The 20,576-nt window shown below is 62.3% G+C and carries 24 protein-coding genes and 3 pseudogenes; 16 read left to right on the top strand and 11 right to left on the bottom strand.

Going from position 1 to position 20,576, the window contains the following annotated elements; genetic code table 11:
• Nucleotides 1–20 precede the first annotated feature (20 nt).
• Nucleotides 21–794: a glutamine amidotransferase gene (locus tag EJ071_RS13595; RefSeq protein WP_126098327.1), complete on the top strand. Its 774-nt coding sequence runs from the start codon at nt 21–23 to the stop codon at nt 792–794.
• Nucleotides 795–796: 2 nt separating this feature from the next.
• On the opposite strand, the gene EJ071_RS13600 is transcribed toward EJ071_RS13595, so the two are convergent.
• A complete protein-coding gene (locus EJ071_RS13600; RefSeq protein ID WP_126098328.1) occupies nt 797–1,696 on the bottom strand; it encodes a ribokinase in 900 nt (299 codons plus the stop codon).
• Between the two features lie 26 nt (nt 1,697–1,722).
• Here EJ071_RS13600 and EJ071_RS13605 point away from each other — a divergent pair, with 26 nt between their 5' ends.
• The 3 genes and pseudogenes from EJ071_RS13605 to EJ071_RS39380 form a co-directional block, all read left to right on the top strand.
• Nucleotides 1,723–2,565 carry a BtpA/SgcQ family protein gene (locus tag EJ071_RS13605; RefSeq protein ID WP_126098329.1) on the top strand — a complete coding sequence of 281 codons (843 nt, stop codon included), beginning with the start codon at nt 1,723–1,725 and terminating at the stop codon, nt 2,563–2,565.
• A 3-nt stretch (nt 2,566–2,568) separates the two neighbouring features.
• Nucleotides 2,569–3,225, top strand: coding sequence for a TenA family protein (locus EJ071_RS13610; protein ID WP_126098330.1), 657 nt, complete (start codon nt 2,569–2,571; stop codon nt 3,223–3,225).
• Nucleotides 3,222–3,428: pseudogene (locus EJ071_RS39380) on the top strand (Zn-dependent hydrolase); the annotation flags it as partial. The gene EJ071_RS13610 and the pseudogene EJ071_RS39380, both read left to right, overlap by 4 nt.
• 156 nt (nt 3,429–3,584) lie before the next feature.
• Here EJ071_RS39380 and EJ071_RS39385 read toward each other — a convergent pair.
• From EJ071_RS39385 to EJ071_RS13630, 4 genes and pseudogenes are all read right to left on the bottom strand, one after another.
• Nucleotides 3,585–3,802, bottom strand: a pseudogene (locus EJ071_RS39385) (thermonuclease family protein); the annotation flags it as partial.
• A 265-nt stretch (nt 3,803–4,067) separates the two neighbouring features.
• Nucleotides 4,068–4,289, bottom strand: coding sequence for a hypothetical protein (locus tag EJ071_RS39390; RefSeq protein ID WP_245460223.1), 222 nt, complete (start codon nt 4,287–4,289; stop codon nt 4,068–4,070).
• Nucleotides 4,290–4,471: 182 nt separating this feature from the next.
• The gene (locus EJ071_RS13625; protein WP_126098331.1) at nt 4,472–5,032 is read right to left on the bottom strand and encodes a GFA family protein; all 561 of its coding nucleotides are present in this window, start codon (nt 5,030–5,032) and stop codon (nt 4,472–4,474) included.
• A 141-nt stretch (nt 5,033–5,173) separates the two neighbouring features.
• Nucleotides 5,174–6,934: a winged helix-turn-helix domain-containing protein gene (locus tag EJ071_RS13630; protein WP_126098332.1), complete on the bottom strand. Its 1,761-nt coding sequence runs from the start codon at nt 6,932–6,934 to the stop codon at nt 5,174–5,176.
• Nucleotides 6,935–7,139: 205 nt separating this feature from the next.
• On the opposite strand from EJ071_RS13630, the gene EJ071_RS13635 reads away from it, so the two are divergent.
• The 4 genes from EJ071_RS13635 to EJ071_RS13650 all read left to right on the top strand — a co-directional run bounded on the left by EJ071_RS13635 (nt 7,140) and on the right by EJ071_RS13650 (nt 9,702).
• Entirely contained in the window at nt 7,140–7,433 is a 294-nt protein-coding gene (locus EJ071_RS13635; RefSeq protein ID WP_126098333.1) for a DUF1127 domain-containing protein, read from the top strand.
• Between the two features lie 194 nt (nt 7,434–7,627).
• The gene (locus tag EJ071_RS13640; protein WP_126098334.1) at nt 7,628–7,921 is read left to right on the top strand and encodes a GYD domain-containing protein; all 294 of its coding nucleotides are present in this window, start codon (nt 7,628–7,630) and stop codon (nt 7,919–7,921) included.
• 293 nt (nt 7,922–8,214) lie between these two features.
• A complete protein-coding gene (locus EJ071_RS13645; RefSeq protein ID WP_126098335.1) occupies nt 8,215–8,604 on the top strand; it encodes a cupin domain-containing protein in 390 nt (129 codons plus the stop codon).
• 777 nt (nt 8,605–9,381) lie between these two features.
• Nucleotides 9,382–9,702 carry a hypothetical protein gene (locus EJ071_RS13650; protein ID WP_126098336.1) on the top strand — a complete coding sequence of 107 codons (321 nt, stop codon included), beginning with the start codon at nt 9,382–9,384 and terminating at the stop codon, nt 9,700–9,702.
• Nucleotides 9,703–9,998: 296 nt separating this feature from the next.
• Here the strand turns inward: EJ071_RS13650 and EJ071_RS13655 are convergent.
• From EJ071_RS13655 to EJ071_RS13685, 6 genes and pseudogenes are all read right to left on the bottom strand, one after another.
• Nucleotides 9,999–10,291, bottom strand: a pseudogene (locus tag EJ071_RS13655) (alpha-hydroxy-acid oxidizing protein); the annotation flags it as partial.
• Nucleotides 10,282–10,401, bottom strand: a complete 120-nt coding sequence (locus EJ071_RS39395) for a DUF983 domain-containing protein (protein WP_348628141.1) — start codon at nt 10,399–10,401, stop codon at nt 10,282–10,284. The gene EJ071_RS39395 and the pseudogene EJ071_RS13655, both read right to left, overlap by 10 nt.
• Before the next feature lie 143 nt (nt 10,402–10,544).
• On the bottom strand, nt 10,545–11,015 hold the full coding sequence (locus EJ071_RS13665) for a nucleoside deaminase (protein WP_126098337.1): 471 nt from the start codon (nt 11,013–11,015) through the stop codon (nt 10,545–10,547).
• 617 nt (nt 11,016–11,632) lie between these two features.
• Nucleotides 11,633–12,277 carry a thermonuclease family protein gene (locus EJ071_RS13675; protein WP_245460224.1) on the bottom strand — a complete coding sequence of 215 codons (645 nt, stop codon included), beginning with the start codon at nt 12,275–12,277 and terminating at the stop codon, nt 11,633–11,635.
• A 26-nt stretch (nt 12,278–12,303) separates the two neighbouring features.
• Nucleotides 12,304–12,849: a thermonuclease family protein gene (locus tag EJ071_RS13680; RefSeq protein WP_126098339.1), complete on the bottom strand. Its 546-nt coding sequence runs from the start codon at nt 12,847–12,849 to the stop codon at nt 12,304–12,306.
• Nucleotides 12,846–13,457: a hypothetical protein gene (locus EJ071_RS13685; RefSeq protein ID WP_245460225.1), complete on the bottom strand. Its 612-nt coding sequence runs from the start codon at nt 13,455–13,457 to the stop codon at nt 12,846–12,848. The genes EJ071_RS13680 and EJ071_RS13685 overlap by 4 nt, the downstream gene beginning before the upstream one ends.
• A 126-nt stretch (nt 13,458–13,583) precedes the next feature.
• Between EJ071_RS13685 and EJ071_RS13690 the strand changes: the two genes are divergently transcribed.
• The 8 genes from EJ071_RS13690 to EJ071_RS13725 are packed head-to-tail and all read left to right on the top strand — an operon-like array spanning nt 13,584 to nt 20,559.
• Nucleotides 13,584–14,510 (top strand): lytic transglycosylase domain-containing protein, encoded by a 927-nt coding sequence (locus EJ071_RS13690; protein ID WP_126098340.1) that lies wholly within the window; start codon nt 13,584–13,586, stop codon nt 14,508–14,510.
• Between the two features lie 56 nt (nt 14,511–14,566).
• Nucleotides 14,567–14,875: a TrbC/VirB2 family protein gene (locus EJ071_RS13695; protein WP_126102571.1), complete on the top strand. Its 309-nt coding sequence runs from the start codon at nt 14,567–14,569 to the stop codon at nt 14,873–14,875.
• An 11-nt stretch (nt 14,876–14,886) separates the two neighbouring features.
• A complete protein-coding gene (locus tag EJ071_RS13700) occupies nt 14,887–15,177 on the top strand; it encodes a VirB3 family type IV secretion system protein (protein WP_126098341.1) in 291 nt (96 codons plus the stop codon).
• Nucleotides 15,178–15,179: 2 nt separating this feature from the next.
• Complete coding sequence (locus EJ071_RS13705; protein ID WP_126098342.1) at nt 15,180–17,594, top strand: VirB4 family type IV secretion/conjugal transfer ATPase; 2,415 nt, start codon at nt 15,180–15,182, stop codon at nt 17,592–17,594.
• Entirely contained in the window at nt 17,591–18,646 is a 1,056-nt protein-coding gene (locus EJ071_RS13710; protein WP_126098343.1) for a lytic transglycosylase domain-containing protein, read from the top strand. The genes EJ071_RS13705 and EJ071_RS13710 overlap by 4 nt, the downstream gene beginning before the upstream one ends.
• 11 nt (nt 18,647–18,657) lie before the next feature.
• The gene (locus EJ071_RS13715; RefSeq protein ID WP_245460226.1) at nt 18,658–19,356 is read left to right on the top strand and encodes a type IV secretion system protein; all 699 of its coding nucleotides are present in this window, start codon (nt 18,658–18,660) and stop codon (nt 19,354–19,356) included.
• On the top strand, nt 19,353–19,568 hold the full coding sequence (locus EJ071_RS13720) for a hypothetical protein (protein ID WP_126098345.1): 216 nt from the start codon (nt 19,353–19,355) through the stop codon (nt 19,566–19,568). The genes EJ071_RS13715 and EJ071_RS13720 overlap by 4 nt, the downstream gene beginning before the upstream one ends.
• A complete protein-coding gene (locus tag EJ071_RS13725; RefSeq protein WP_126098346.1) occupies nt 19,561–20,559 on the top strand; it encodes a type IV secretion system protein in 999 nt (332 codons plus the stop codon). The genes EJ071_RS13720 and EJ071_RS13725 overlap by 8 nt, the downstream gene beginning before the upstream one ends.
• Nucleotides 20,560–20,576 lie beyond the last annotated feature (17 nt).

Consider the following 20,576-nt stretch of genomic DNA (forward strand, 5'->3'; position numbering starts at 1 on the left):
AGAAGAAAGCGAAAGACGACATGACAAAGAAGGTTCTCCTGGTCGGCGAAAGCTGGGTAAGTTCGGCCACCCACTATAAGGGCTTCGATCAGTTCGGTTCCGTCACCTTCCATCTCGGCGCCGAGCCGCTGGTAAAGGCGCTTGAAGGCTCAGAATATGAGCTGACTTACATGCCGGCCCACGAAGCAGTGGAGAAGCTGCCCTTCGAGATGGCGGGGCTAGACATCTACGATACCATCATCCTGTCCGACATCGGGGCGAATTCGCTGCTTCTGCCGCCGGAGGTGTGGCTGCATTCGCGCACCGTGCCGAACCGGCTGAAGTTGCTCAAGGCCTGGGTGGAAAAGGGCGGGGGCCTGCTCATGGTCGGCGGCTACTTCTCTTTCCAGGGCATCGACGGCAAGGCCCGCTGGCGCCGCACGCCGGTGGAAGACACACTGCCCGTCACCTGCCTGCCCTATGACGATCGCGTCGAGATACCCGAAGGCACCGTGGCCGAGATCGTCGCCGCGGATCATCCGGTCATGGCGGGACTGACCGGCCAGGCATGGCCGCCGCTGCTTGGCGTCAACGAGGTTGAACTTCGGCCAGGTACTAATGCTGAGCTGCTCGCGCGCCTGCCGCAGGACCAGGGTGGCTTCCCGCTGCTTGTGATTGGCAGCCATGGCAAGGGCCGCACGGCGGCCTGGACCTCTGACATCGGCCCGCACTGGCTATCGCCGGCCTTTTGTGCCTGGGAAGGCTACGGCAGGCTGTGGAAGAACATCCTCGGCTGGCTGACCGCCGAGCGCTGACCTCAAAGGTGCGCCAGGATCGCTCTCATTTCCTCGATGCTCGGAAAGGCGCCCAGCGTGCCTTTCCGCGACACGGTGAGTGCGCTCGCTCGGGTCGCATGGATGAGCGCCAGTTCGTCAAGGCGGGTGCCGCGCAGGAACGCGGAGGCCAGGGCCACGCCCATAAACGTGTCCCCCGCGCCGGTGGTGTCCACGACGTTAGCGGGCATCGCGGCCACCCGCAGCGGAGCACCGCCGCCGCTGAGCAGGGCGCCGTCCGCGCCGAGCGTCAGCACCACATCGCGTACGCCGCGCGCATGCAGCACGGCGGCGGCCGCGTCGCTCGACTCGCCCGTCAGTGCCATCGCCTCGCCTGCATTGAGGAAGGCAAGGTCTACCAGCGGCCACAGATCCTGAAAGGAAGGCCTGAGCGGCGACGGATTGAAGGCTGTGACGATGCTGCGCCGGCGCGCTTCGCGCAGCAGCGCCTCTGTCGTCGCCTCGCTCAGATTGCCTTGGAAAACCGCAAGGTCGCCCGGTTGTGCTTCGCGGATAGCAAGCAGCGCATCCTCGGGCCGAAGGTTCTCGGCCGCGTCCGTCGTGGTGACGATGGCGTTCTCCCCGTCGGGAGTTGTGAATATGATGGAGAAGTCGCTGCTGCGGCCCTCCTGTCGCAGGAGTCGGCATTCGACTGGCTCGGCGGCGAGCCGTTCGGCGATGCTCTGGGCGCGGAACTCCACACCCACAGGCGCTACGAGGGTGGTGCTCAGGCCGCAGCGGGCCATGACCACCGCTTGGTTTGCGCCCTTGCCGCCGAGATCGCTGGAGCCGTGGCTGCCGAAGATCGAGGCACCGGCCAATGGCCACTGTTCGACCCGGATGGTCTCGTCAACCGCCACATTGCCTATGACATAAGCATGCATGAACACTCTTCCGAAGGACTTTTGAAATGCAGCAAATCTCGGACAATCCCGCCAGCGCCATAAGGGAAATATTCGGGCGCGACAAGGCGCTGATCGGCATGATTCATTGCCCCGCCTTCCCCGGTGCCCCCCGTTATCGCGGCGCCGATATGAAAACCATCTACGATACCTGCATGCGCGATGCCGAAGCCCTTATCGAAGGCGGGATGCATGGCCTGATTATCGAAAACCATGGCGACGTGCCCTTCTCGAAGCCTGACGACATCGGCTATGAGACGGCTGCCTTCATGTCGGTCGTCACCGACCGCATCGCGCGCGCGGTCGGCGTGCCGCTTGGCATCAATGTGCTGGCCAATGCGCCGATACCGGCCTTTGCCATCGCCCTGGCGGGAGGCGCGAAGTTCATCCGCGTCAACCAATGGGCGAACGCCTATGTCGCCAATGAGGGCTTCATGGAGGGTCGCGCGGCGGAGGCCATGCGTTATCGTTCGGCGCTCAGGGCCGAGCACATCAAGGTCTTCGCCGACAGCCACGTCAAGCATGGCAGCCACGCCATCGTCGCCGATCGCAGCATTGCCGAGCTGACGCGCGACCTCGCCTTTTTTGATGCCGACGGCGTAATTGCCACCGGCCAGCGCACCGGCAACGCCGCTACCATCGAGGAGATCGAGGAGATCGCCGCCGCCACGCATCTGCCGCTGCTGGTCGGCTCGGGCGTAGACAAAACCAATGTCGTGGAGATCCTCAAGCGCACAAGCGGCGTCATCGTCGCCTCGTCGCTGAAGGCGGGCGGCGCTTGGTGGAACCCGGTCGACATCGAGCGCGTGCGCGCCTTCCGCGCCGCTGCCGAGCCGGCTCTGGAAGCCTGACGGATGACGGGCGAAACGCTGTCGGAGCGCATTTTGCGCGAAAACGAGGCCGTCTTCGAAGCCATGGTTCGCCACCGCTTCACCACGGACATCGAGGGCGGTCATCTGGCGGGCGAGGTGTTCGACCGCTACCTTGTCTACGAGGGCGCCTTCGTGGATACGGCCATCTCGATCTTCGCGCTTGCCACCGCCAAGGCCGGCACGATCGAACAGAAGCGCTGGCTGATCGGTGTGCAGGATGATCTGGCCAACCAGCAGATCGCCTATTTCGAACGGACACTGGCGGCCCGCGTCATCGATCCCAGCAGCTTCAATCTCGGCGATCCGCGCGTGAAGGCATTCTGCGCCGGGATGCTGGACATAGCCGAAAAGGGAGCATTCCTCGACACCATCGTTGCGATGTTTGCGGCGGAATGGATGTACTGGACTTGGTCGAAGCGCGTCGCGGCCGCGGCCATTGCCGATCCGCTGCTCAAGGAGTGGGTGGCCATGCACGCCGGCGATACCTTCGCCAGGCAGGCTGGATGGCTGAGGCAGCAGATCGACGAGGCGGACGCCAGCCTCGACGATGCAGGGCAGGCCCGGCTCAGCGCCGTCTTCGGCCGCGTGCAGGCACTGGAGATTGCCTTCCATGATGCCGCCTATGGAAACATTGTATGAGCGAGCCTCGGATAGACGCCGAGCGTTTCTTTAATCGTCTCGATGCCTTGGCCAGGATCGGCGCCACGCCCAAGGGAGGTGTCAACCGGCAGGCGCTTTCGCCGCAGGACCGGAGCGCGCGACGCCTTCTGACGGAGCTTAGTCGGACACGACGTTTCGGTGTTGCTCAGGACGCGATCGCCAACTTGTTCATTCGCGCGAAGGCAAGGTTCGCGTAGCCTTCAGACAACCTTTTGATTTACTTGCGGAAACGGTGGCGGCAGCGACGTCGGCCGTGCATCCGAATGGCGGAAGTGCGATCTGATCGGTCTGACGTTTATGAAAACACCGCCTAATTCATGGGGCGCCGATTTCACGAGTCAACGATCAGTCCGCGCAGGTAGCCTTCGAGCATCGTCGAACGGCGGAGAGACTTCGCTTTCCCGTTCAGCCAGGAGGTTAAGGTCGGCGACGGGCAGTCGCGCCAGGGTCTTGTGTCCACGGCCTTGCCCCGCCACTCGTCGGCGTCGAGAACATACGTCGCCCACATGCCGTAGCGGGCAGCACGCGCCTTAGACTGCGCAGCGAGATATCGCGTCACCGATGATGAGCGAGGCCTCCGACGCCCCCGCACGGCTTGTTCGAAAGCATCGACTTGATGGCGGCCCATGCGCAGTCTGTGAGTTCGTACCGCATGGTTCGAGGCTCCGTTTTGAGGAGCTGGAATCACACATCCGGAGTCGGTGTCAAAGCCGACAGGCATCGCGTCCCGCCTCGGCGCAAACTGCGGCTCTCATCGAATAAGACCCAGACGGGTCCGGCAACCCATCTACTCTCCGACTATGGACGCCGGCGGGCTGAGGTTATCGGATCGGCATGACGAAGGACGATCCTCCACGCGCCTTCTTCCCGCCGGAATATGATGGTGACCCGAGCGCAATCGGTACCAGTTTGTCGCCACCACCGACTTTGGATCGCAACCGCTCGATCTCGATGGTGTATCCCAAGTCCGCCGTCGCGTACTCGGAGATGCGCTCAAAGCCGGTGGCCTCGCCGTCCCGGTAATTGGTGGCAGCCCGTTCCATGGTCGCGGCGGCCTTTTCCCACCCCTTCGCCGGCGTCCGAACGGATTAGCGATAATGACGTCATCCCGTTGCGAATAGAGATCTTTCAGAGGTTCAGGATCGCCCTTCACGAAAGCATCTAAAGCGAGATGATCCTGCTCGAGGAGAACTCTATACGAAAAGCCGCCCCCCGCCCGCGAGCTTCAATCAGTTGCGCTCTCCGTGGCAAAATGGTCCCTGGCGGCGTTTGTCCTGGCACTGTTGGCTCTAATATTTTCGACGCTGACCGGCAACAGGTTGGAAGGACCATGAACGACCGGCAGTTTGCCATGATGAAGTCCCTGCTCGAAACAAGGCAAGTCATCGCCGAAGACGAGCCAAGGGAGCATCTCGCCGACCATGATATGTGCTTGAGGCTTCACGAGCGTCAAATCTTCGAGCGTGCAGGCAAAGATCGAGAGCTCTCGTGGGTTTTCGTAGGAGATCGGTGACCCGCATCGCCCGCAATGCGTGCGCTCGACACCATCCGATGACTCGTACGATATCGGCCTTCCCCGGGTGTAACGGAAGTGCGCCTTATCGATATTGAAAAACGTCACGAAAGCGCTAGAACTCTGACGCCGGCAGCTCTCGCAGTGGCAATGGACTACGTCGAACATTGGCCCCGTGAGTTCATAGCGGACATTCCCGCACATGCATCGGCCTTTCGTCGTCTGCGTGCCTTCCATGTCTAATGCTTCAGGCTTGGAACGTTCAGAGCTCATAGTAAGCTTCCTTAGTTGAGCCCCTGGGTAAACTCCCCCTGGGGTAAGCACGGCAGCGAATGGTGCCGGCACGAGCCATATCTGGCCGGAGCAGCGGTGGGTGAGTCCGAGCGTCACTGCTCGTCGACCCGCCTAGCACCCCTAGCGCAACCCGCTTCGCTGGCCCAAGTCGCGCAGCAACTTCTCGTCATCGGGTCGCATCCTGTTTGCCCGAATGAACAACTCGTTGCCGTTTTCCGGGCTTTCGCTGTTGACCACCTGTGCCAACTGCTTCGCCTCGTCAGTCCGGCCGGCTGCGGTCAGCGCCAAGACCGCAACACGCCTCACATGGGCGTGAGCGTTGCGATGGAGCGTAGCGCGCAAGGCCCAGGCAGCAGCCTCGTCGGCTCTTCCGAGTCGCAGCAGGGAAATGGCGCGCACCGCCTGGTTAGGAGCGAGGAAGGGATCGAACGGCGACAGTTCTCTTGCATGGTCGGCTGCCTGGATGGCCATCCTGGCATCCCCTGAGTGGGCTTGGATAAAGGCTCGCGAGTAATGCCCGAAGGCATATGAAGGGCTGAGGACCGTGGCGCGCTCCAGAGCCTCGGCGGCTTCTTCGCGCGCACCGACGATCCAGAGCGCGCGCCCGAGAGCGCAATGCGCCGCGGGGTCGTATGGATCGACCACCACCGCGTGGGCCGCAAGATCGTGAGCGAGCCGGCCTTCCACGGAGAGATGCGACGGATCAAACAGATACGCTTTCAAAAAATGCGTGAACGAGAGGCTCGCATAGGGACCTGCAAAGCGCGGGTCGAGGTCGATCGCCGCCTTGAACAGGTCCTCGGCAACCGTATTGTCCTGGCCAGTGAACATGTGCATGTGCCCCAGGCCACGATGATAGGCCTGCCATGCGTCCAGTTCGTGAAGAGGCCGCCGGACCGCGATATTGCGCTCCGCGAGATTGACCTCGTCGGCGATCAGTGTGGCGATTTCGTCGGCCAGGGTCTGTCCGAACTGCGAGATGGATGCGAGAGGCCTCAAGAATATTTCGGAGAAAATCACATGGCCACCGGCGGCCGCGATCAACTCGACATCGACCCGAAGGGTCGCTCCATCCAGCGTGATGGTGCCGGCGCAGACATAGTCGCAGCGAAGCAGCCGGGCGGCCTTCAGGCTGTTCAGCCCGACCGACGACAAGGCCTGCAGTGAGTTCGCCGCGATGACGAAGACGGTTCGCAGTCGGGCAAGGTCGCGGATGATGTCCCGCAGCAACCCGTCCCTCAAGACGTGGAGGTGCCGGGAAGCGATGTCCTCGAGCGCAAACGGCAGCACCGCGACCGCCGGCCTGTCGCGCCCGGAGGTGCGAACCGGCTGCGCTTCGGCCGATCGTGCCGACCCCACAAGAGGCACCGTCGACCTGCTTTCATCGACCAACAAGTCGAAAGCGCTCTGCAACGATCGTTCGCCGGGCAGATCCGCATCGGCGTGGGGTGTTACAAGCGTATCGAGCTGAGTTTCCGGTGAGGGACTTCGCTGCCCGAAGTCTTGTGCCACTGCTTGAGGTTCTACACTGGTGGCGCCGCGACCCTTTGCTTCGTCCTGCGATTGCAGCGTGAGCATGTAGCCGCGCTTTGCAACCGTCTTGATCAGAGCTGCCCCGTCGTCGCCAAGGACGTTTCGAAGGTCGCGGATCGTCTGTGTCAATGCGTCATCGGTTACGACGAGCCCCTTCCACACGACCTCGAATATCTGATCCCGGCTCACCACGCGGTTTGCGTGCTCAACGAGAAATACCAACAGCGAAAACGTCCTCGCGCGGACATCAACGGGTCTGCCCTTGTCCAAAAGGAGACCCCGCTCCCGGTCGAAGGCGCATGCGCCAAGCCGGATGGTGGCCCTGTCGCGATTATCGGCCTCTCCCAACGGCGTCTCCCTTGAAGAGCGCGCCCTACAATAGCGTAGCTAGGCATATTAGGAAATTCGCAACTATAACCCATCGTGACCTTGGCGCGATCCAATTTCATCTCGATTTCGGAAATGTTTCCGCTGGGTATCAGGCCTGGCGCTGAAAGCTCGCCTAGTCTCCACCTGCCGCCCATGAAAAGGCGGCTAGATAGGAGAGAACGCCATGGCCACCATCGAATTCCCCCACAGCGCGGCGGCGGGACGCAAGGAGAGCCGTGCTGTCCATTGCCTTTTGGCGCTTCTGCACGGAAGCGCTGCTGCCGTTCTGTGGCTACCGCGCTTTTGGGTACAACGCAGGCAGCTTGCGGTCCTCGCGTCGATGAGCACTCGCGAGCTCCTGGATATCGGCCTGAACACCTGCGACATCGCCAACGCCCTCGCGCAGCGAAATGACCAGGACCCGACAGTGTATCTGGCAAATGTCGTTCGCGAGCGCAGGTTGCGCAGGCAGGCTTAGGGCATTGGTCAAAGACTTGAACATCCATCCGCGCCTGGCACTGCGGATCGAGACCGCTTCCGCGCCAACTGCGCTTAAACTTGCTGGTTGAAACGCTACCGGCGCAGTGTCGTGTGTTGGCCGCCGGTGGTTCGCGCCGGGAACGGCGGAAGCGCCGTGAGCGCCCTGGTGTTTCCCATTGTGGCAGGAAACCAATGGCTCATTACGTGTTACTGTCGAATTTCACAGATCAAGGCATCAGGACCATAAGGGACACTCAGAAGCGTGCTGAGGCCTTCAAAGAGAAGGCGAGCAAAAGCGGGGTCAAGATTCACACCCTGTTGTGGACGCAGGGCAAGTATGACGTCGTGGTGGTTGCCGAAGCAGAGGACGACATTGGCGCGACCGCGCTAGGCTTATCAATCGCATCGATGGGCAACATCAGAACCGAGATGCTGAGGGCGTTCGACTCTGCAGATATGGGCAAGATACTGGCCAAAATGGCCTGACGGCTGCTTCACCGACGCGTTGGTCGAGGTCTGCGCTGGGCCGGGGCGCTCGGCGCACACCTCGACTAGGGATGTCTCGTCACGTCAGATCATCGCAGCCCGATAGCGGATCATGCACGCAGCAGGCGCTTGAAAAAGCCGCTTATCCCGTTTGGTTAGGGACCACAACATGTTGCGAAGGATGGACGAGGGAGTCCCTGCCCCCTCTTCCGGCATGGAGGGGATACAGTCGGCATGACAACATTTGCGAGCAATCCCCGGTAAATGGTATTCTCATATTAGAAGGGCGCATCATGCAGATTATCGACCATAGCCTTCAGCCGACTGAAGAGTGGCGTCCCGGGGTGTTGACCAAGATGCAGGTTTCTGCAGCCACCGACGCAGCCGCACTCTGCATATTTGAACAGTGGGTCGCACCGGGAGCTGGCACACCGTCTCACACCCATCCCGTCGAGGAAGTCTTGACCGTTCTGGAAGGTCGGGCCGAGCTTTGGTTGGGCGATGAAAGAACAACGGTGTCAACGGGACAATCCGTCATCGTGCCGGCTGGCAGCTGGCACGGGTTTCGCAATTCCGGAAGCGTGACATTGCACATGCAGGCTATATTGGCCGCGCCAGCCTTCGAGGCCTCATATAAGGAGCAGCCCGAAGTGATCACACGCTGGGCTACTGCAAAAGCCTAAGTCTGCCATCTGCGATGACGGCAACGGGTCGAGTTCAGAAATTCGAACTGAGACACACGTCGCCGAGACAGAGGGCCGTGAAATAAGGCAGGACTGTTGCCAACGAACGTTCGGCCCGAGTCGAGATGGCAATGCTCCTGCCATTTTAGCAAATGCTGGCCCGGAACCGTCTAGCGAGCCTGTGCGATCGAACTTGTGCCCCTCGGCGCGAAGAAGCACGTCCACCTGAATCTCTGATAGGCTTCGAACTTCATATGGGGAGTGATCGTTCGGTAAAACGTCATCAGACGCTCGCAGATATGGTACCGATCGTCCGGCGCGGCCTGGACACGCTCCCTTGGAATGAACCACTCTGCTTCTTGTGGCTCGTTCATGTAGGCGGGGCGAGGTAATCTGACGTAATAGCCGCCTTTGGTCTCCCTGACGACATCGGAATCGATAGGGTGGCAATCCTTGTTGCCGCAGCAATCATATTGAAGAACCGGGTCAGTCTTGCCGGTGTACCAATCGTGGGCGTTCGCATCGTTGGCTAAGACAAGCCACATCAATGCAATAGGTCTTTGGAACTGTCGCATGGATCAGCCTCTCGCGTTTGCATAGCATATTAGTAAATGCTAATCTACTAAATGAAGCCGCATCGCCCAGCGCGACATCCAACGGGTCACCTGGCTTGACCGCGAATGGTGTTGTGGACGATGACGACTTTCGGTCGCCGCCGGGAGCGGCTCTTCGATGCACTTGGTCAGCACTCGACAACGCGCTGGGCTCGCAACCCTGATGGCCACGGTTGCGGCGCTGGAGAGTGGTTCTGCGTTAGCGCATAGCGCTGATCGGACCTGGACCTATCCGCCAGCGTGCTGTCACGGCGATGCAGTCACCGGCGAATGTGACAGGATACCTGCCACGACAGTAACGCCCCGGCCAGATGGCTACGTCATCATCTTGCGGCCGGGCGATCACCGGAAAGTCACTCATCAGAACCGTTATTTCGTTCCCTACGACGTGGTGATTCCATCCGGTGATGACAATTTTCACATCTGCCTGCATCCCACCGAAGAAGACGGGAATTGCTTCTTCGCGCCCGTCGACGCGATGTGACTCTTTTCAGGCCTCTCGGAAGTCGTTGAGGGAGGCGTTGGCGAGGCTTCTCTCCATGGAGCGTGGTCGGCGGCGCATTCGAAACAAGCAGTATTCGCAGCGGTGCCGTCCGGCCACCTTTCAGCATCCGAGGTAGCGCGGACCTGAGTCCGCATCGGGCGTCTCGAGGCGCGCTCTCGGTGATCCGCGCCCATCGATGAAGCGAGCCGCCGCTCGGTGGCAATCGCCGAAGACGCGCGATCCCGATCCGCAGGCGCTGCTGGCCCATCCGAGTAAGCCGGCGCGGCCACTGCTCCTCACCTCCCCGTAAGCGCCTGTGACGTGCAGAGGGGACTGCCGTCTAGTTCAGCACCCCTCTGATCAATCTCCTCGACACTCCTTGTCCCCGTCAGCGCCATGGTGACGGAGAGCTCCTTGCGCAGGATCTCGATCGCTTTCGCCACGCCGGCCTCGCCGCCGGCGCCGAGGCCGTAGACGTAGGCGCGCCCGACCAGACAGCGCGGGCGCCCAGTGCCAATGCGCGCATCACATCCTGGCCCGAGCGCACGCCGCCGTCGAACAGCACCTCCACCTCCGAGCCTACCGCTTCACGACACGAACCCAATATGGCGGATCGAAGTCGAGCCGGAGCCACAGAGCGAAGCTCAGGGCGGGCAATGCAACGATGGACGTCGAAAAGAAGGCGGGGCCGTCTGCCAAATCTGCAAAAAGAATAGCCCAAGCCGCACCCCCCGCACTGCGCGTGCGAGCGTCAGGAAGCGTGAAAACACGCCCCCTTTGCGGGGAATAGATCGGGAGCGCCGATAAGCGCGGTATTGCGGCCCGCCGCCTTGGCCGCCAGGCTACCGCCGCCAGAAGTCACGGTGGGCAGCGAGAAGCTCGTCCTCAATTTCGGGGAAGGGGCCGTGAACCTCGATCTTCTTCTGCCCGGAGCCGAGCACAACGCGCGAGGACAGGCTCATCGTCGGGTTTTCAGGATGGTCCCCAGTCAGCGCGAGAAGCTTGGTCTCCTCGAAGCCGTAGACCAGACGGCCGATATTCGCCCAGTAGAGCGTTCCGGTGCACATCGCGCAGGGCTCACCGGTTGAGACCAGCGTGCAGGTCCAGAGAAACTCCGGCGAATAGGCTTCCGCCGCGCGCCGCGCAAGTTCGGTCTCGGCGTGATGCACGGTGTCGATGTTGCCTTGGCGCATGAGGATCGCGTCGTCGGGACCGACCAGCACCGCACCGAAGGGATGATGGCCATGCGCGGCAGCGTCGCGGGCAACAGCATCTGCCGCGAGTATGTGAGCGATCATCCGGTCGCGCGTCATATCAATACTCCTGTACTCCTGTGTGGCCGCCCCATGGAAACCCTCGCCTTGGATATAGCATATTAGCGAGCACTAATTCTATGACGGAAGTCGCATCGGCCGGCGCATAGGTCCAATCAGCCATCCTCGGTGCTAGTTGGCTGACGGCCGCGTCTTTGCCGGGACGATGCAGGTCAGGCCCGGCTCAGCGCCGTCTTCGGCCGCGTGCAGGCACTGGAGATTGCCTTCCATGATGCCGCCTATGGAAACATTGTATGAGCGAGCCTCGGATAGACGCCGAGCGTTTCTTTAATCGTCTCGATGCCTTCGCCAGGATCGGCGCCGCGCCCAAGGGAGGTGTCAACCGGCAGGCGCTTTCGCCGCAGGACCGGAGCGCGCGACGCCTTCTGACGGAGCTTAGTCGGGCACGAGGTTTCGGTGTTGCTCAGGACGCGATCGCCAACTTGTTCATTCGCGCGAAGGCAAGGTTCGCGTAGCCTTCAAACAACCTTTTGATTTACTTGCGGAAACGGTGGCGGCTGCGACGCTGGCGGTGCATCCGAATAGCGGAAGTGCGATCGGATCGGTCTGACGTTTATGAAACCACCGCCTAATTCATGGGGCGCCGATTTCACGAGTCAACGATCAGTCCGCGCAGGAAGCTTTCGAGCATCGTCGAACGGCGGAGAGACTTCGCTTTCCCGTTCAGCCAGGAGGTTAAGGTCGGCGACGGGCAGTCGCGCCAGGGTTTTGTCCACGGCCTTGCCCCACCACTCGTCGGCGTCGAGAACATACGTCGCCCACATGCCGTAGCGGGCAGCACGCGCCCTTGCCTGCGCAGCGAGATAGCCCGGGCGCCAGTCTGACGCCGTGACCCGTGCCCAGCCCGACCGAAGCATGCGAAGCGCGAGATCTTGCCCTGCCGCGGCGCAAACGCCGGTCAGCGCGGCCGCCCCGGCAGCGGACGTCGAGATCGTGCAGACAACCTGCCTGCGGCCAACAGCCCTTTTCAGCCATGCCTTTGCCAGCGCTCCGCAGGGGATGGGTTTGAGCTCAGAATGCGACCCATAGGCCGTTGGATCGAACGACCATTGTGCAAGCTCGCAACTGTCGATGCCAGCCAGGCGGACCATCACGGCTTCTCGCGGAAACCAAAGCGTGTGGCCGTCGATGATTGCAACGCCGCCCGCGATTGTAGCGGCTCGTACCCTTGCGGGCTGAGCCTTGCTGCCCGCAGCGTCGGTGGCGCCGGCGAGACAAGGCGCGGCGATCGCCAGTTGCAACAGGACCAGGCCTGGCGTTGATATCCTCATTGGGCGCCTCGCTTGGCCTGCCTTGCGCGTGCAAGCAGGAAGGCAGGATGCTGGACGTCACCGAACTGCCAGAGGCCGGCATTTCTGTTGCGGGCCATCTGTTCGACGACGGCGTAGGGCGGGTATTGCGGGAGCCCGTCGGGGCCGACGGCTGCGAAGGCAAAGCCCGACGCGATGAGGAGATCGGCGAGATCGAGCCTGTCGGAACCGACGGTTGCCGAGCACGCGACATAGGTCGTGGCGGCACTCGTGAAAAGCACCGCGCAAGTCGGCCTTGTGTCGCGCACATAGGCGCCAAGCACCGCCAAGGAGGCTTCGCCGCAGTCCCGTCTCTTGCCGCTTCGGTCGGTATAGGCGCTTCCGCGCAGGCAAGCCTGGACGCCGTAGAGGCGATAATGGCGTCCCTCCGTGGTCCAGCTGTCGCCGGTCTCTAGCGTCACACCGGGCAGGAGCGTAAAGCTCGCGGAACCGGCTTCGCTGCTAAAGTCGGCCGAAACCGTGATTGCCAATATTGCTGTTCGGATTACGGCTTGAATTTTCATTGGCCCTTGATCCTTGGGTCGGCCCACATGCCATAGCCGCTGCGGCCAATCTTTTCGGCCTCCATCAGGTCGGGACGGGCAGGGGAGCCGTCCGTCTTTCTGGCGATGCGGTGGCTGCCGAGGGAGACCAGTTGCTCCTCGAACATGTCCACTGAATCGAGGCTTCCCGGAAAATTGTAGTAGCCATAACAGGTCGCATCCTGGACCTGCGCTTGCTGCTCGGCGAGGAATGCGCGGCACAGGATCACCCTTGGCGACTGCAAAAGGGTCATCAGTCCATGCCTGGCAAAGTCCGAGCAGCTCCCGGCGTAATTTTCTTTGCGATTCACCATGTCGCCTGCGCAAGGCTCGATGCCGAACAGGCGCAGCGACAGCTTTCGATCGACCCGGATTTCCGTCGCGGAGGCCGCCTTGTAGCCATTGGACGAGGCGTATCCTTTGCGATCCACAACCCTTGACTGGCCATCGTAGTATTCCACGACCAGCACCGTCTTGCCGGGCGTCGCAAGCGAACGGATGTAAGCCTTGTCGACAGGTGGCGCCGCGAAGGCGGAGGAAGCCGCGGCAGCCGCGGCCATGCTGAAGCCGATCTTCAGACCAAAACGCATTTCATTACCCTTCTGCTTAATGTTTCCCCGAATTCTCTTTGCATTCCGGCTTGACATACCAGGTATCCTCGATCATTTTCCAATCAAATTGATTAGTCAATGGGTTTTCGCGGGAAAGGACCGGCAATGGCGCGCAGGCCGAAATTCGCAAACGGCGCGAAGCTTGCAGCACTGTTGGCAGCGTGCTCCCTGGCGGCATTTGCTCTGCCGGCCGAGTCGACCGAGAAACAGCTTATATTACAAGATGTTAGGCAAACTGACGCGCAGAAAGCCGACGCCCCCGCAGTGCGGGCCACAAGTGGCTCACCGCGCGAAAAGGATTATGTCCTCAAGGCTTCGGATACGATCGCCAGCATCCAGCTGACCGGCGCAAGAGACGACCGAGAGCTCAGCGTCGCCCACCAATTTGATAACGCGGAAGATCGATCCAGCGTTAGCGCTAAGGACCAATCCCAGTCCGCAGGCTCCAATCAATTTGGTAACGTCGGTCCAACGCGGGCAATGTCGGGCACTGGCGCTCGCCCCGGCGCATGTGGCCCGTCCCCCTACGAGCCCGACCAGATCGCAGCCCTGGTGATAGCGGCCGCCAAGCGTCACCAGGTCGAGCAGTCGCTTGCGGTGGCGGTGGCAGCCGTCGAGAGCGATTTCGACCGAAATCGCAACTCACCCGCCGGTGCCCGGGGACCCATGCAGCTGATGCCGCAAACTGCGGTGCGGTTCGGCCTCGATGACCCGTGCGAGCCTGTCGCCAACATCGACGCCGGCGTACGCCATCTTGGAGAGCTGATCGAGGAGTTCCAGAACCCGATCCTTGCGGTGGCTGCCTACAATGCCGGCGAGGACCGCATCTATCAATATGGCGGCATCCCGCCCTTTTCCGAGACGGTCAGCTACGTCGCCAAGGTTCTGAACCATCAGCTTGGCATCTCGGTCCCGCGGCGCGCGAAGAACGGCTCACCTTACAAAGGATCCGCAGTTTCGCCTCTCGCCGATCGCGGCGTGATCACCCCTGACCGCCGCCGCCAGTGGGCGGGCGGGGTCATGCAGTTTTGAGCCGAAATTTTCCAAGGAGCGCTACCATGCAGCCAATCTCGAGTGCGACGCAAACGATGAGGGGGCGTGTTGTCCTCATCATCTGCCTCGGCGCGGCCTTCCACGTTGCCGGCGCGGATCTCGCTTTCGCCCAGGGTTCGGGTGGCGCCTTTGCGCCGCTCGAGACCGCGGTTCAGATGATCGTCGACTTCATCACCGGCCCGTTCGGCCGGCTGCTGGCGATCATCGCGGTGATCAGCCTTGGTTTCCTGGCTTTCGCGGGACGCCTGTCATGGTTCACGGCAGGCGCGGTCGTGCTCGGCATCGGCCTGGTTTTTGGGGCGCCGGCGATCGTCGACCAGATGATCTCGGCCGTCGGTCAATAGGTGGCCTGAGAATGACCGACGAAAAACCGACCCTGACGCCGCTGGTGATTGGTCTGACGCGGCCGCCAATGATGTGGGGTATTCCCTTGAATGCATTCTACATCATCGTGGGCGTCACGCTGATTGCCTTCCTGGTGACCGCGAGCTTCTGGTCGGCGTCAATCGCACCTTTTGTCTATCTCACGCTGTTTGGCTTCTGCAGCCGAGACATTCGCATCCTCGACCTTGCCCAGGTTGCCGGCCGCCGCACGCCGCGGACGCCGAACCGGCTCTTCTGGCGCACGAACTCCTACGGACCATGACCATGTTGAACATCGTTGCCGAAGAGCTGGGTTTTGGCCGGGAGAGCCGGCGCGATCGCGCGATTGCCGCCCACATTCCCTATACGCGCCATCTTGCCGACACCGTGATTGGCCTGGAAAGCGGCGCGATCGCGAGCGTGATCAAGCTTGATGGCCTGTTTTTCCAGACGCAGGACCAGGCCGAGCTCAATATGCGCGCAAGCGTGCAGAACACGATGATCCGGGCGCTCGGATCCAGCCGCTATTCGCTGTGGTCAACGATCATCCGCAGCCGGATCGACCCGGCGATCTCGGGCGCGTTCACCGATCCGTTCTGCGCATTGCTCGACCAGCGCTACATGGCGCAGCTGCGCGCCAAGCACATGTTCAAGAACGAGCTCTACCTGACCATCGTGCGTGCTGGCATGCGCGGTGCGCTTGGCGTGGCGGAGGCCGTCTCGAGAGTGCTCGACAGGACCTCCGGCGCCGCGGTCGCGGAGCGCCGGCTCCAAGAACGTGTCGCTGAACTCGAGGAAGTCGCCGGCAACGTCGTGCGGGAGCTTCAAAGCTATGGCGCGCGTGCCCTCGGCATCGTCTATCGCGGTGGCGACCCCTATTCGGAGCCGTGCGCGTTCTTCAATGCGATCCTGAACTGCGGTGTCTCGCAGCCGATGCGCCTGCCGCGCATGGGCATCGCAAGCTACGTCGGATCCTCGCGTCTGCATTTTTCCCGGCGCGTGATGCAGGCGCAGGGTCCAACCCGGTCCGACAACCGTTTCGGCGCGATGCTGTCGATCAAGGAATATCCGCCGTTTTCGGCTCCCGGCATGCTCGACGGCCTGTTGCAGGCCGAGCATGAGTTCATTTGCACCCAGTCGTTCACGCTGGCCGACAAGCCGATCGCGCAGGAGCGAATTTCACGGCTGCAGCGACAGATCCAGGCCTCGGACGAGGCCGGCAGCACGGTGGAAACCGACATCGACTTCGCTTTCGACAGCCTCGTCAATCAGGAGGCGGTTTTCGGCTATCACCATTTCAGCCTGCTTTGCGTCTCGCGCGACCTGGCGGGCCTCGACAAGACGATCGCCGAACTCGGCTCCTGCCTCACCGACATGAACATCAACTGGCTGCGCGAAGACCTCAATCTGGAGGCTTCGTTCTGGGCGCAGCTGCCGGGCAACCACGCCTACATTGCCCGGCGCGCGATGCTTTCGAGCGCGAACTTCTCCGGCTTCTCGTCGATGCACAACTTCGCCACCGGCGCGGTGGACAGGCTGCACTGGGGGCTGCCGATCTCCATCCTCGAGACGACCTCGCAGACGCCTTACCATTTCAACTTCCATCAGCGCGATATCGGTCACTTCCTGGTCACGGGTCCGACCGGGTCCGGCAAGACCGTGGTGCTGACTTTCCTGCTTGCTCAGGCCTTCCGCATAAGGCCGGAGCCGAAGGCTGTCTTCTTCGACAAGGACCGCGGCGCCGAGATCTTCATCCGCGCCGTCGGCGGCGCCTATGAGGAACTCCAGCCGGGCGTGCCGACCGGGTTCAATCCGCTTCAGCTTGAGGACAATCCGGTCAATCGCGAGTTTCTCTCGCGGCTCATGAAAGCCATGCTGCAGCCGGCCGGCGAGGGCGGGTTCACCCAGGACGAGGAGGACACGCTTGAGCGCGCGATCGCCCGTATCGGGCGCGAGCCCCTCGAGCAGCGCACGCTTTCCAATCTCTCAGGCCTTTTGATGGGCCGTTCGCGCGCCGACGCCAACGATCTGCAGTCGCGGCTCAGGCCCTGGTTCGAAGGCGAGAAAGCCTGGCTCTTCAATGCCGATCGCGACGTCCTTTCCTTCTCGGGCCGGCGGATCTTCGGCTTCGACATGACTCACATACTGGACAATCGCGAGGTGCGGACGCCGGCGCTGATGTATCTCTACCATCGCCTGGATGAGCTTTTGACCGGCGAACCCGTCCTGATCTTCATGGACGAGGGCTGGAAGCTCCTTCAGGACCCGACCTTTTGCGCCTTCATCGTCGACAAGATGAAGACGATCCGCAAGCTGAACGGCATTGTCGGCTTTGGCACTCAGTCGGCTGCCGATATCGCCCGCGCGGCACAGGCGCACACGCTGATCGAGCAGTCGGCGACCAACATTCATTTTCCCAATCCTCGCGCCGATGAGGAAAGCTACATCGGACGCTTCGGGCTGACGGCCAAGGAATTCGGCTTCATCAGGAACACGCCGCCCGAGCGACGGACATTCCTCATCAAGCACGGCAACGATTCCGTCATTGCGCGGCTCGATCTTTCGGCGATGCCCGACATCGTCAAGGTGCTGTCCGGCCGCAAGGAGACCGTCGAGGCGTGTGCGGCGCTGCGTGCGCGCCTTGGCGAAGAGCCTGAGCGATGGCTCTCCGAGTTCTGTGGATGGGGAGAGGCGACATGATCAGGCGGTTCCCCATTCTCTTCAGCCTGCTTTGGTCGCCAGCGTTCGCCGATGTCGCGACGATCGACGGCACCGTGCTCGATCCGCGCCAGCAGCGCGACAAAACCGCGACGCAACTCGATCGGATCGATCGTGACCGGTACGGCAAAAGCCAGGGCATCACGTGCGCCCTCTACCGGCCTGGCCGCAAGAACGATCCGGTCGCGGCCGCCAGGGCCAATCCGACGATCGCGGGGCTGGTGCGACGCATTGCCCGGGAGGAGGGGATCGACGAGAACCAGTTCCTGGCGCTCGTCTATCAGGAAAGCCGCTTCAATCCTTGCGCCAAGTCCGGCGCCGGGGCTCTCGGTCTTTCGCAGCTTATGCCGGGCACCGCTGGCGATCTCGGCGTCAATCCTTACGACATCGAGCAGAACCTGCGCGGTGGCGCACGCTACTTCAAGCAGCAGCTGCGGCTCTTCAACGGCAATGTTGCGCTGGCGCTCGCGGCCTATAATGCCGGGGCGGGCAACGTTCAGAAATACGGCGGCATCCCGCCGTTTCGCGAGACACAGGGCTACGTTGCCAGCATCACCCACAAATGGCTGCCGGCATTCGGCGGATCGGACAAGTCCGGGATACCGCTGAGCTATGGCGGCGGAAGCGCTGCGTTCGAGGGCGCGCGCCACTCCACGCTCAACGCCATGGGGCTGACGGCGGCAATGGCCGACGGCTCCGGCGATGTGCGCTCCTGGCTCGAGCAGCTCGGCGCTGTCACCACCGGCACGGTCCAGGACAGCTGGGATCAAAACAGCGGCGCGCGCAACGCAAACATCGAAATGCTGAACCGGCTCATCCTGCTCGGCACGGCCTTCGCGGACCTCACCAATTCGCGCAACGCGCTGTCGCTGAGCGACATCTCCGGATCCAGCCGATCCGGAGGCTACGGAGGCGCTTCGCGGCCTCCCGGCAAGGATTGCGCCACGAACGCAGGACCAGCCAGGACCACTACCGAGCGGCCTTGCACCACCGGGAGCGACAGCGAAACCGGACTGCAGATCACACCCCAATGAAGGAGGAAATCATGAGACGGATATCTGCCGCGGTATTGGCAACCATGGCCGCGCTGTCGCCGGCAAGGGCCGATATGCCTGTCATCGACAAGACCAACTATGCCGTGGCGCGCAAGACCGCCGACATCACGGCAAAAATCCTCGACACCAATAAGGACGTGCTGGCGACAGTAGAGAAGACGCTTCAAGCCGTGACGGGCGATCGCGGCGGTGACGCCGGCTCGCTGAAGGATCTGGCGATCGGCAATGGGTTCAGCGTCTCGTCGGTTCCTTCATTCAACAAGCTGCTGCAAGACGGCATGCCGGACTTCGGCGCGATGAACGGCAACGTCGCTGAAGCCGCATCGACGTTCATCAACGGCCTGAAGCTGGTCAGGTCGCTTTCGGGCAAGGAAGGCAGCGGACTGGCGAGCGACAAGTCCTACGAAGAGCTGATGCGCACCGTGCTCGGTGTCGCCGCGATGATCAACGGCTCCAGGCAGGCGGTCGAGACACGCCGTGCCGCGCTGGAAGGCGCCGGCCAGGGCATCGGCCAGGCAACCGACGTCAAGGGGTCGATCGATCAGAACACGCAGTTGCAGGTGCAGACGGGCCTGACGCTGAACGAAATGATCGGCGTGCTCGGCGCCGGCGTGCAATCGCTGCAGGCCGAAAACCAGCGGCGCCTGACCGACATCTCGAACACGCGCAAGGCTTTGACCTACGAATGAGACGCCCCGCAGTACTGGCTGCCTGGGCGGCGGCTGCGGTCGCTGTTTCGGGCTGTGGCACGCCAAAGGACAAGACCGCGCCCTGCAAGCGGCCTGCCATGTTGTCGAGCTATGCCGCGGCCGACGAATGCGGCCCGATGAAACAGGTCAATGACATGCGCGCCAAGGCGGCCATCCGGGCGCTTCAGGCCGGGCAGGATAGCGATGGATGATTTCATCGGCGCGCTTCTTGAGCGCATCGACGCTTCCGGCGAGAATTTCTCGCAGCGCGCGTTCGAGGCGCTGAGCGCAGACATCGCGCCGCTGCTGCGTGTTCTGTTCGTGCTTGCGGTCCTGCTCTACGGGATCCAGCTGGTGCTCGGCACGTCGCGCCTGAGCGCTGCCGAGATCGTCGGCCGGCTCGTGCGCGTCTTCGCGATCCTGATCCTGGCCGGCCGATGGGCCGACTTCAACACGCTCATCTACGACTGGCTGACGAAGGTCCCGGAAGCGGCCGGGCGAGCGATCCTGGCCGCTTCGGCGACCGGCGTCACGGAGCCCACAAACGGGCTGTCGCAGATCTGGAAGACGGCCAATGTCGCAAGCTCCGCCTTTGCCGAACAGGCCGGCTATCTCTCGGTGCTGCCGGCTCTGGTCGGCCTGATCATCATGGTGTTCGCCGGCCTGTTCGTGGCGATCGCGCTCGGCATCCTGGTGCTCGCCAAAGTCATCTTGTGGGTATTGCTCGGCACCGCGCCGATCTTCATCAGTTGCATGTTCTTCAATGCCACGCGCAGCTATGCGCTCGGCTGGCTGAACCAGTCGCTGCTTTATGCGCTGATCCCGCTCTTCGTCTATGTGATCGCCGCATTCCTGATTGCGGCCATGCAGCCCGAGTTGACCAAGATCGACCAGATCTCCGGCAGCCGAGAGCTCAAGCTCAGCGATTTCGCGGCCTTCATCATGCTGTGCATCGCAGGCGCTTTCGTGCTGTTCCAGGTGCAGTCGCTGGCCCAAGGCATTGTCGGAACATTCGGCACACCGGTCGGACATGAGGCGCGGCGCCAGGCTTATCGCGGCCTCGCCTTGGGCCGCGCGGCAGTAACCTGGTCGGCCGGCACCAACGCCGCCGCGCATCGGGCGCAGGCGCGCTTGTCGTCGGCCTCGTCATCTTCAGGAAGCGCCATGCAACGAGCGATCGTTTCGCACGGAACGCCGAAATAGCCGGCAAGGGAAATGGC

This window comes from Mesorhizobium sp. M1B.F.Ca.ET.045.04.1.1, from assembly GCF_003952465.1.
Classification (GTDB): domain Bacteria; phylum Pseudomonadota; class Alphaproteobacteria; order Rhizobiales; family Rhizobiaceae; genus Mesorhizobium; species Mesorhizobium shonense.

Coding starts and splice junctions, on each gene's coding strand:
- EJ071_RS13595 (WP_126098327.1), top strand. CDS start 21: ATGACAAAGAAGGTTCTCCTGGTCGGCGAAAGCTGGGTAAGTTCGGCC.
- EJ071_RS13600 (WP_126098328.1), bottom strand. CDS start 1,696: ATGCATGCTTATGTCATAGGCAATGTGGCGGTTGACGAGACCATCCGG.
- EJ071_RS13605 (WP_126098329.1), top strand. CDS start 1,723: ATGCAGCAAATCTCGGACAATCCCGCCAGCGCCATAAGGGAAATATTC.
- EJ071_RS13610 (WP_126098330.1), top strand. CDS start 2,569: ATGACGGGCGAAACGCTGTCGGAGCGCATTTTGCGCGAAAACGAGGCC.
- EJ071_RS39390 (WP_245460223.1), bottom strand. CDS start 4,289: ATGGAACGGGCTGCCACCAATTACCGGGACGGCGAGGCCACCGGCTTT.
- EJ071_RS13625 (WP_126098331.1), bottom strand. CDS start 5,032: ATGAGCTCTGAACGTTCCAAGCCTGAAGCATTAGACATGGAAGGCACG.
- EJ071_RS13635 (WP_126098333.1), top strand. CDS start 7,140: ATGGCCACCATCGAATTCCCCCACAGCGCGGCGGCGGGACGCAAGGAG.
- EJ071_RS13640 (WP_126098334.1), top strand. CDS start 7,628: ATGGCTCATTACGTGTTACTGTCGAATTTCACAGATCAAGGCATCAGG.
- EJ071_RS13645 (WP_126098335.1), top strand. CDS start 8,215: ATGCAGATTATCGACCATAGCCTTCAGCCGACTGAAGAGTGGCGTCCC.
- EJ071_RS13650 (WP_126098336.1), top strand. CDS start 9,382: ATGGCCACGGTTGCGGCGCTGGAGAGTGGTTCTGCGTTAGCGCATAGC.
- EJ071_RS13665 (WP_126098337.1), bottom strand. CDS start 11,015: ATGACGCGCGACCGGATGATCGCTCACATACTCGCGGCAGATGCTGTT.
- EJ071_RS13680 (WP_126098339.1), bottom strand. CDS start 12,849: ATGAAAATTCAAGCCGTAATCCGAACAGCAATATTGGCAATCACGGTT.
- EJ071_RS13685 (WP_245460225.1), bottom strand. CDS start 13,457: ATGCGTTTTGGTCTGAAGATCGGCTTCAGCATGGCCGCGGCTGCCGCG.
- EJ071_RS13690 (WP_126098340.1), top strand. CDS start 13,584: ATGGCGCGCAGGCCGAAATTCGCAAACGGCGCGAAGCTTGCAGCACTG.
- EJ071_RS13695 (WP_126102571.1), top strand. CDS start 14,567: ATGAGGGGGCGTGTTGTCCTCATCATCTGCCTCGGCGCGGCCTTCCAC.
- EJ071_RS13700 (WP_126098341.1), top strand. CDS start 14,887: ATGACCGACGAAAAACCGACCCTGACGCCGCTGGTGATTGGTCTGACG.
- EJ071_RS13705 (WP_126098342.1), top strand. CDS start 15,180: ATGTTGAACATCGTTGCCGAAGAGCTGGGTTTTGGCCGGGAGAGCCGG.
- EJ071_RS13710 (WP_126098343.1), top strand. CDS start 17,591: ATGATCAGGCGGTTCCCCATTCTCTTCAGCCTGCTTTGGTCGCCAGCG.
- EJ071_RS13715 (WP_245460226.1), top strand. CDS start 18,658: ATGAGACGGATATCTGCCGCGGTATTGGCAACCATGGCCGCGCTGTCG.
- EJ071_RS13720 (WP_126098345.1), top strand. CDS start 19,353: ATGAGACGCCCCGCAGTACTGGCTGCCTGGGCGGCGGCTGCGGTCGCT.
- EJ071_RS13725 (WP_126098346.1), top strand. CDS start 19,561: ATGGATGATTTCATCGGCGCGCTTCTTGAGCGCATCGACGCTTCCGGC.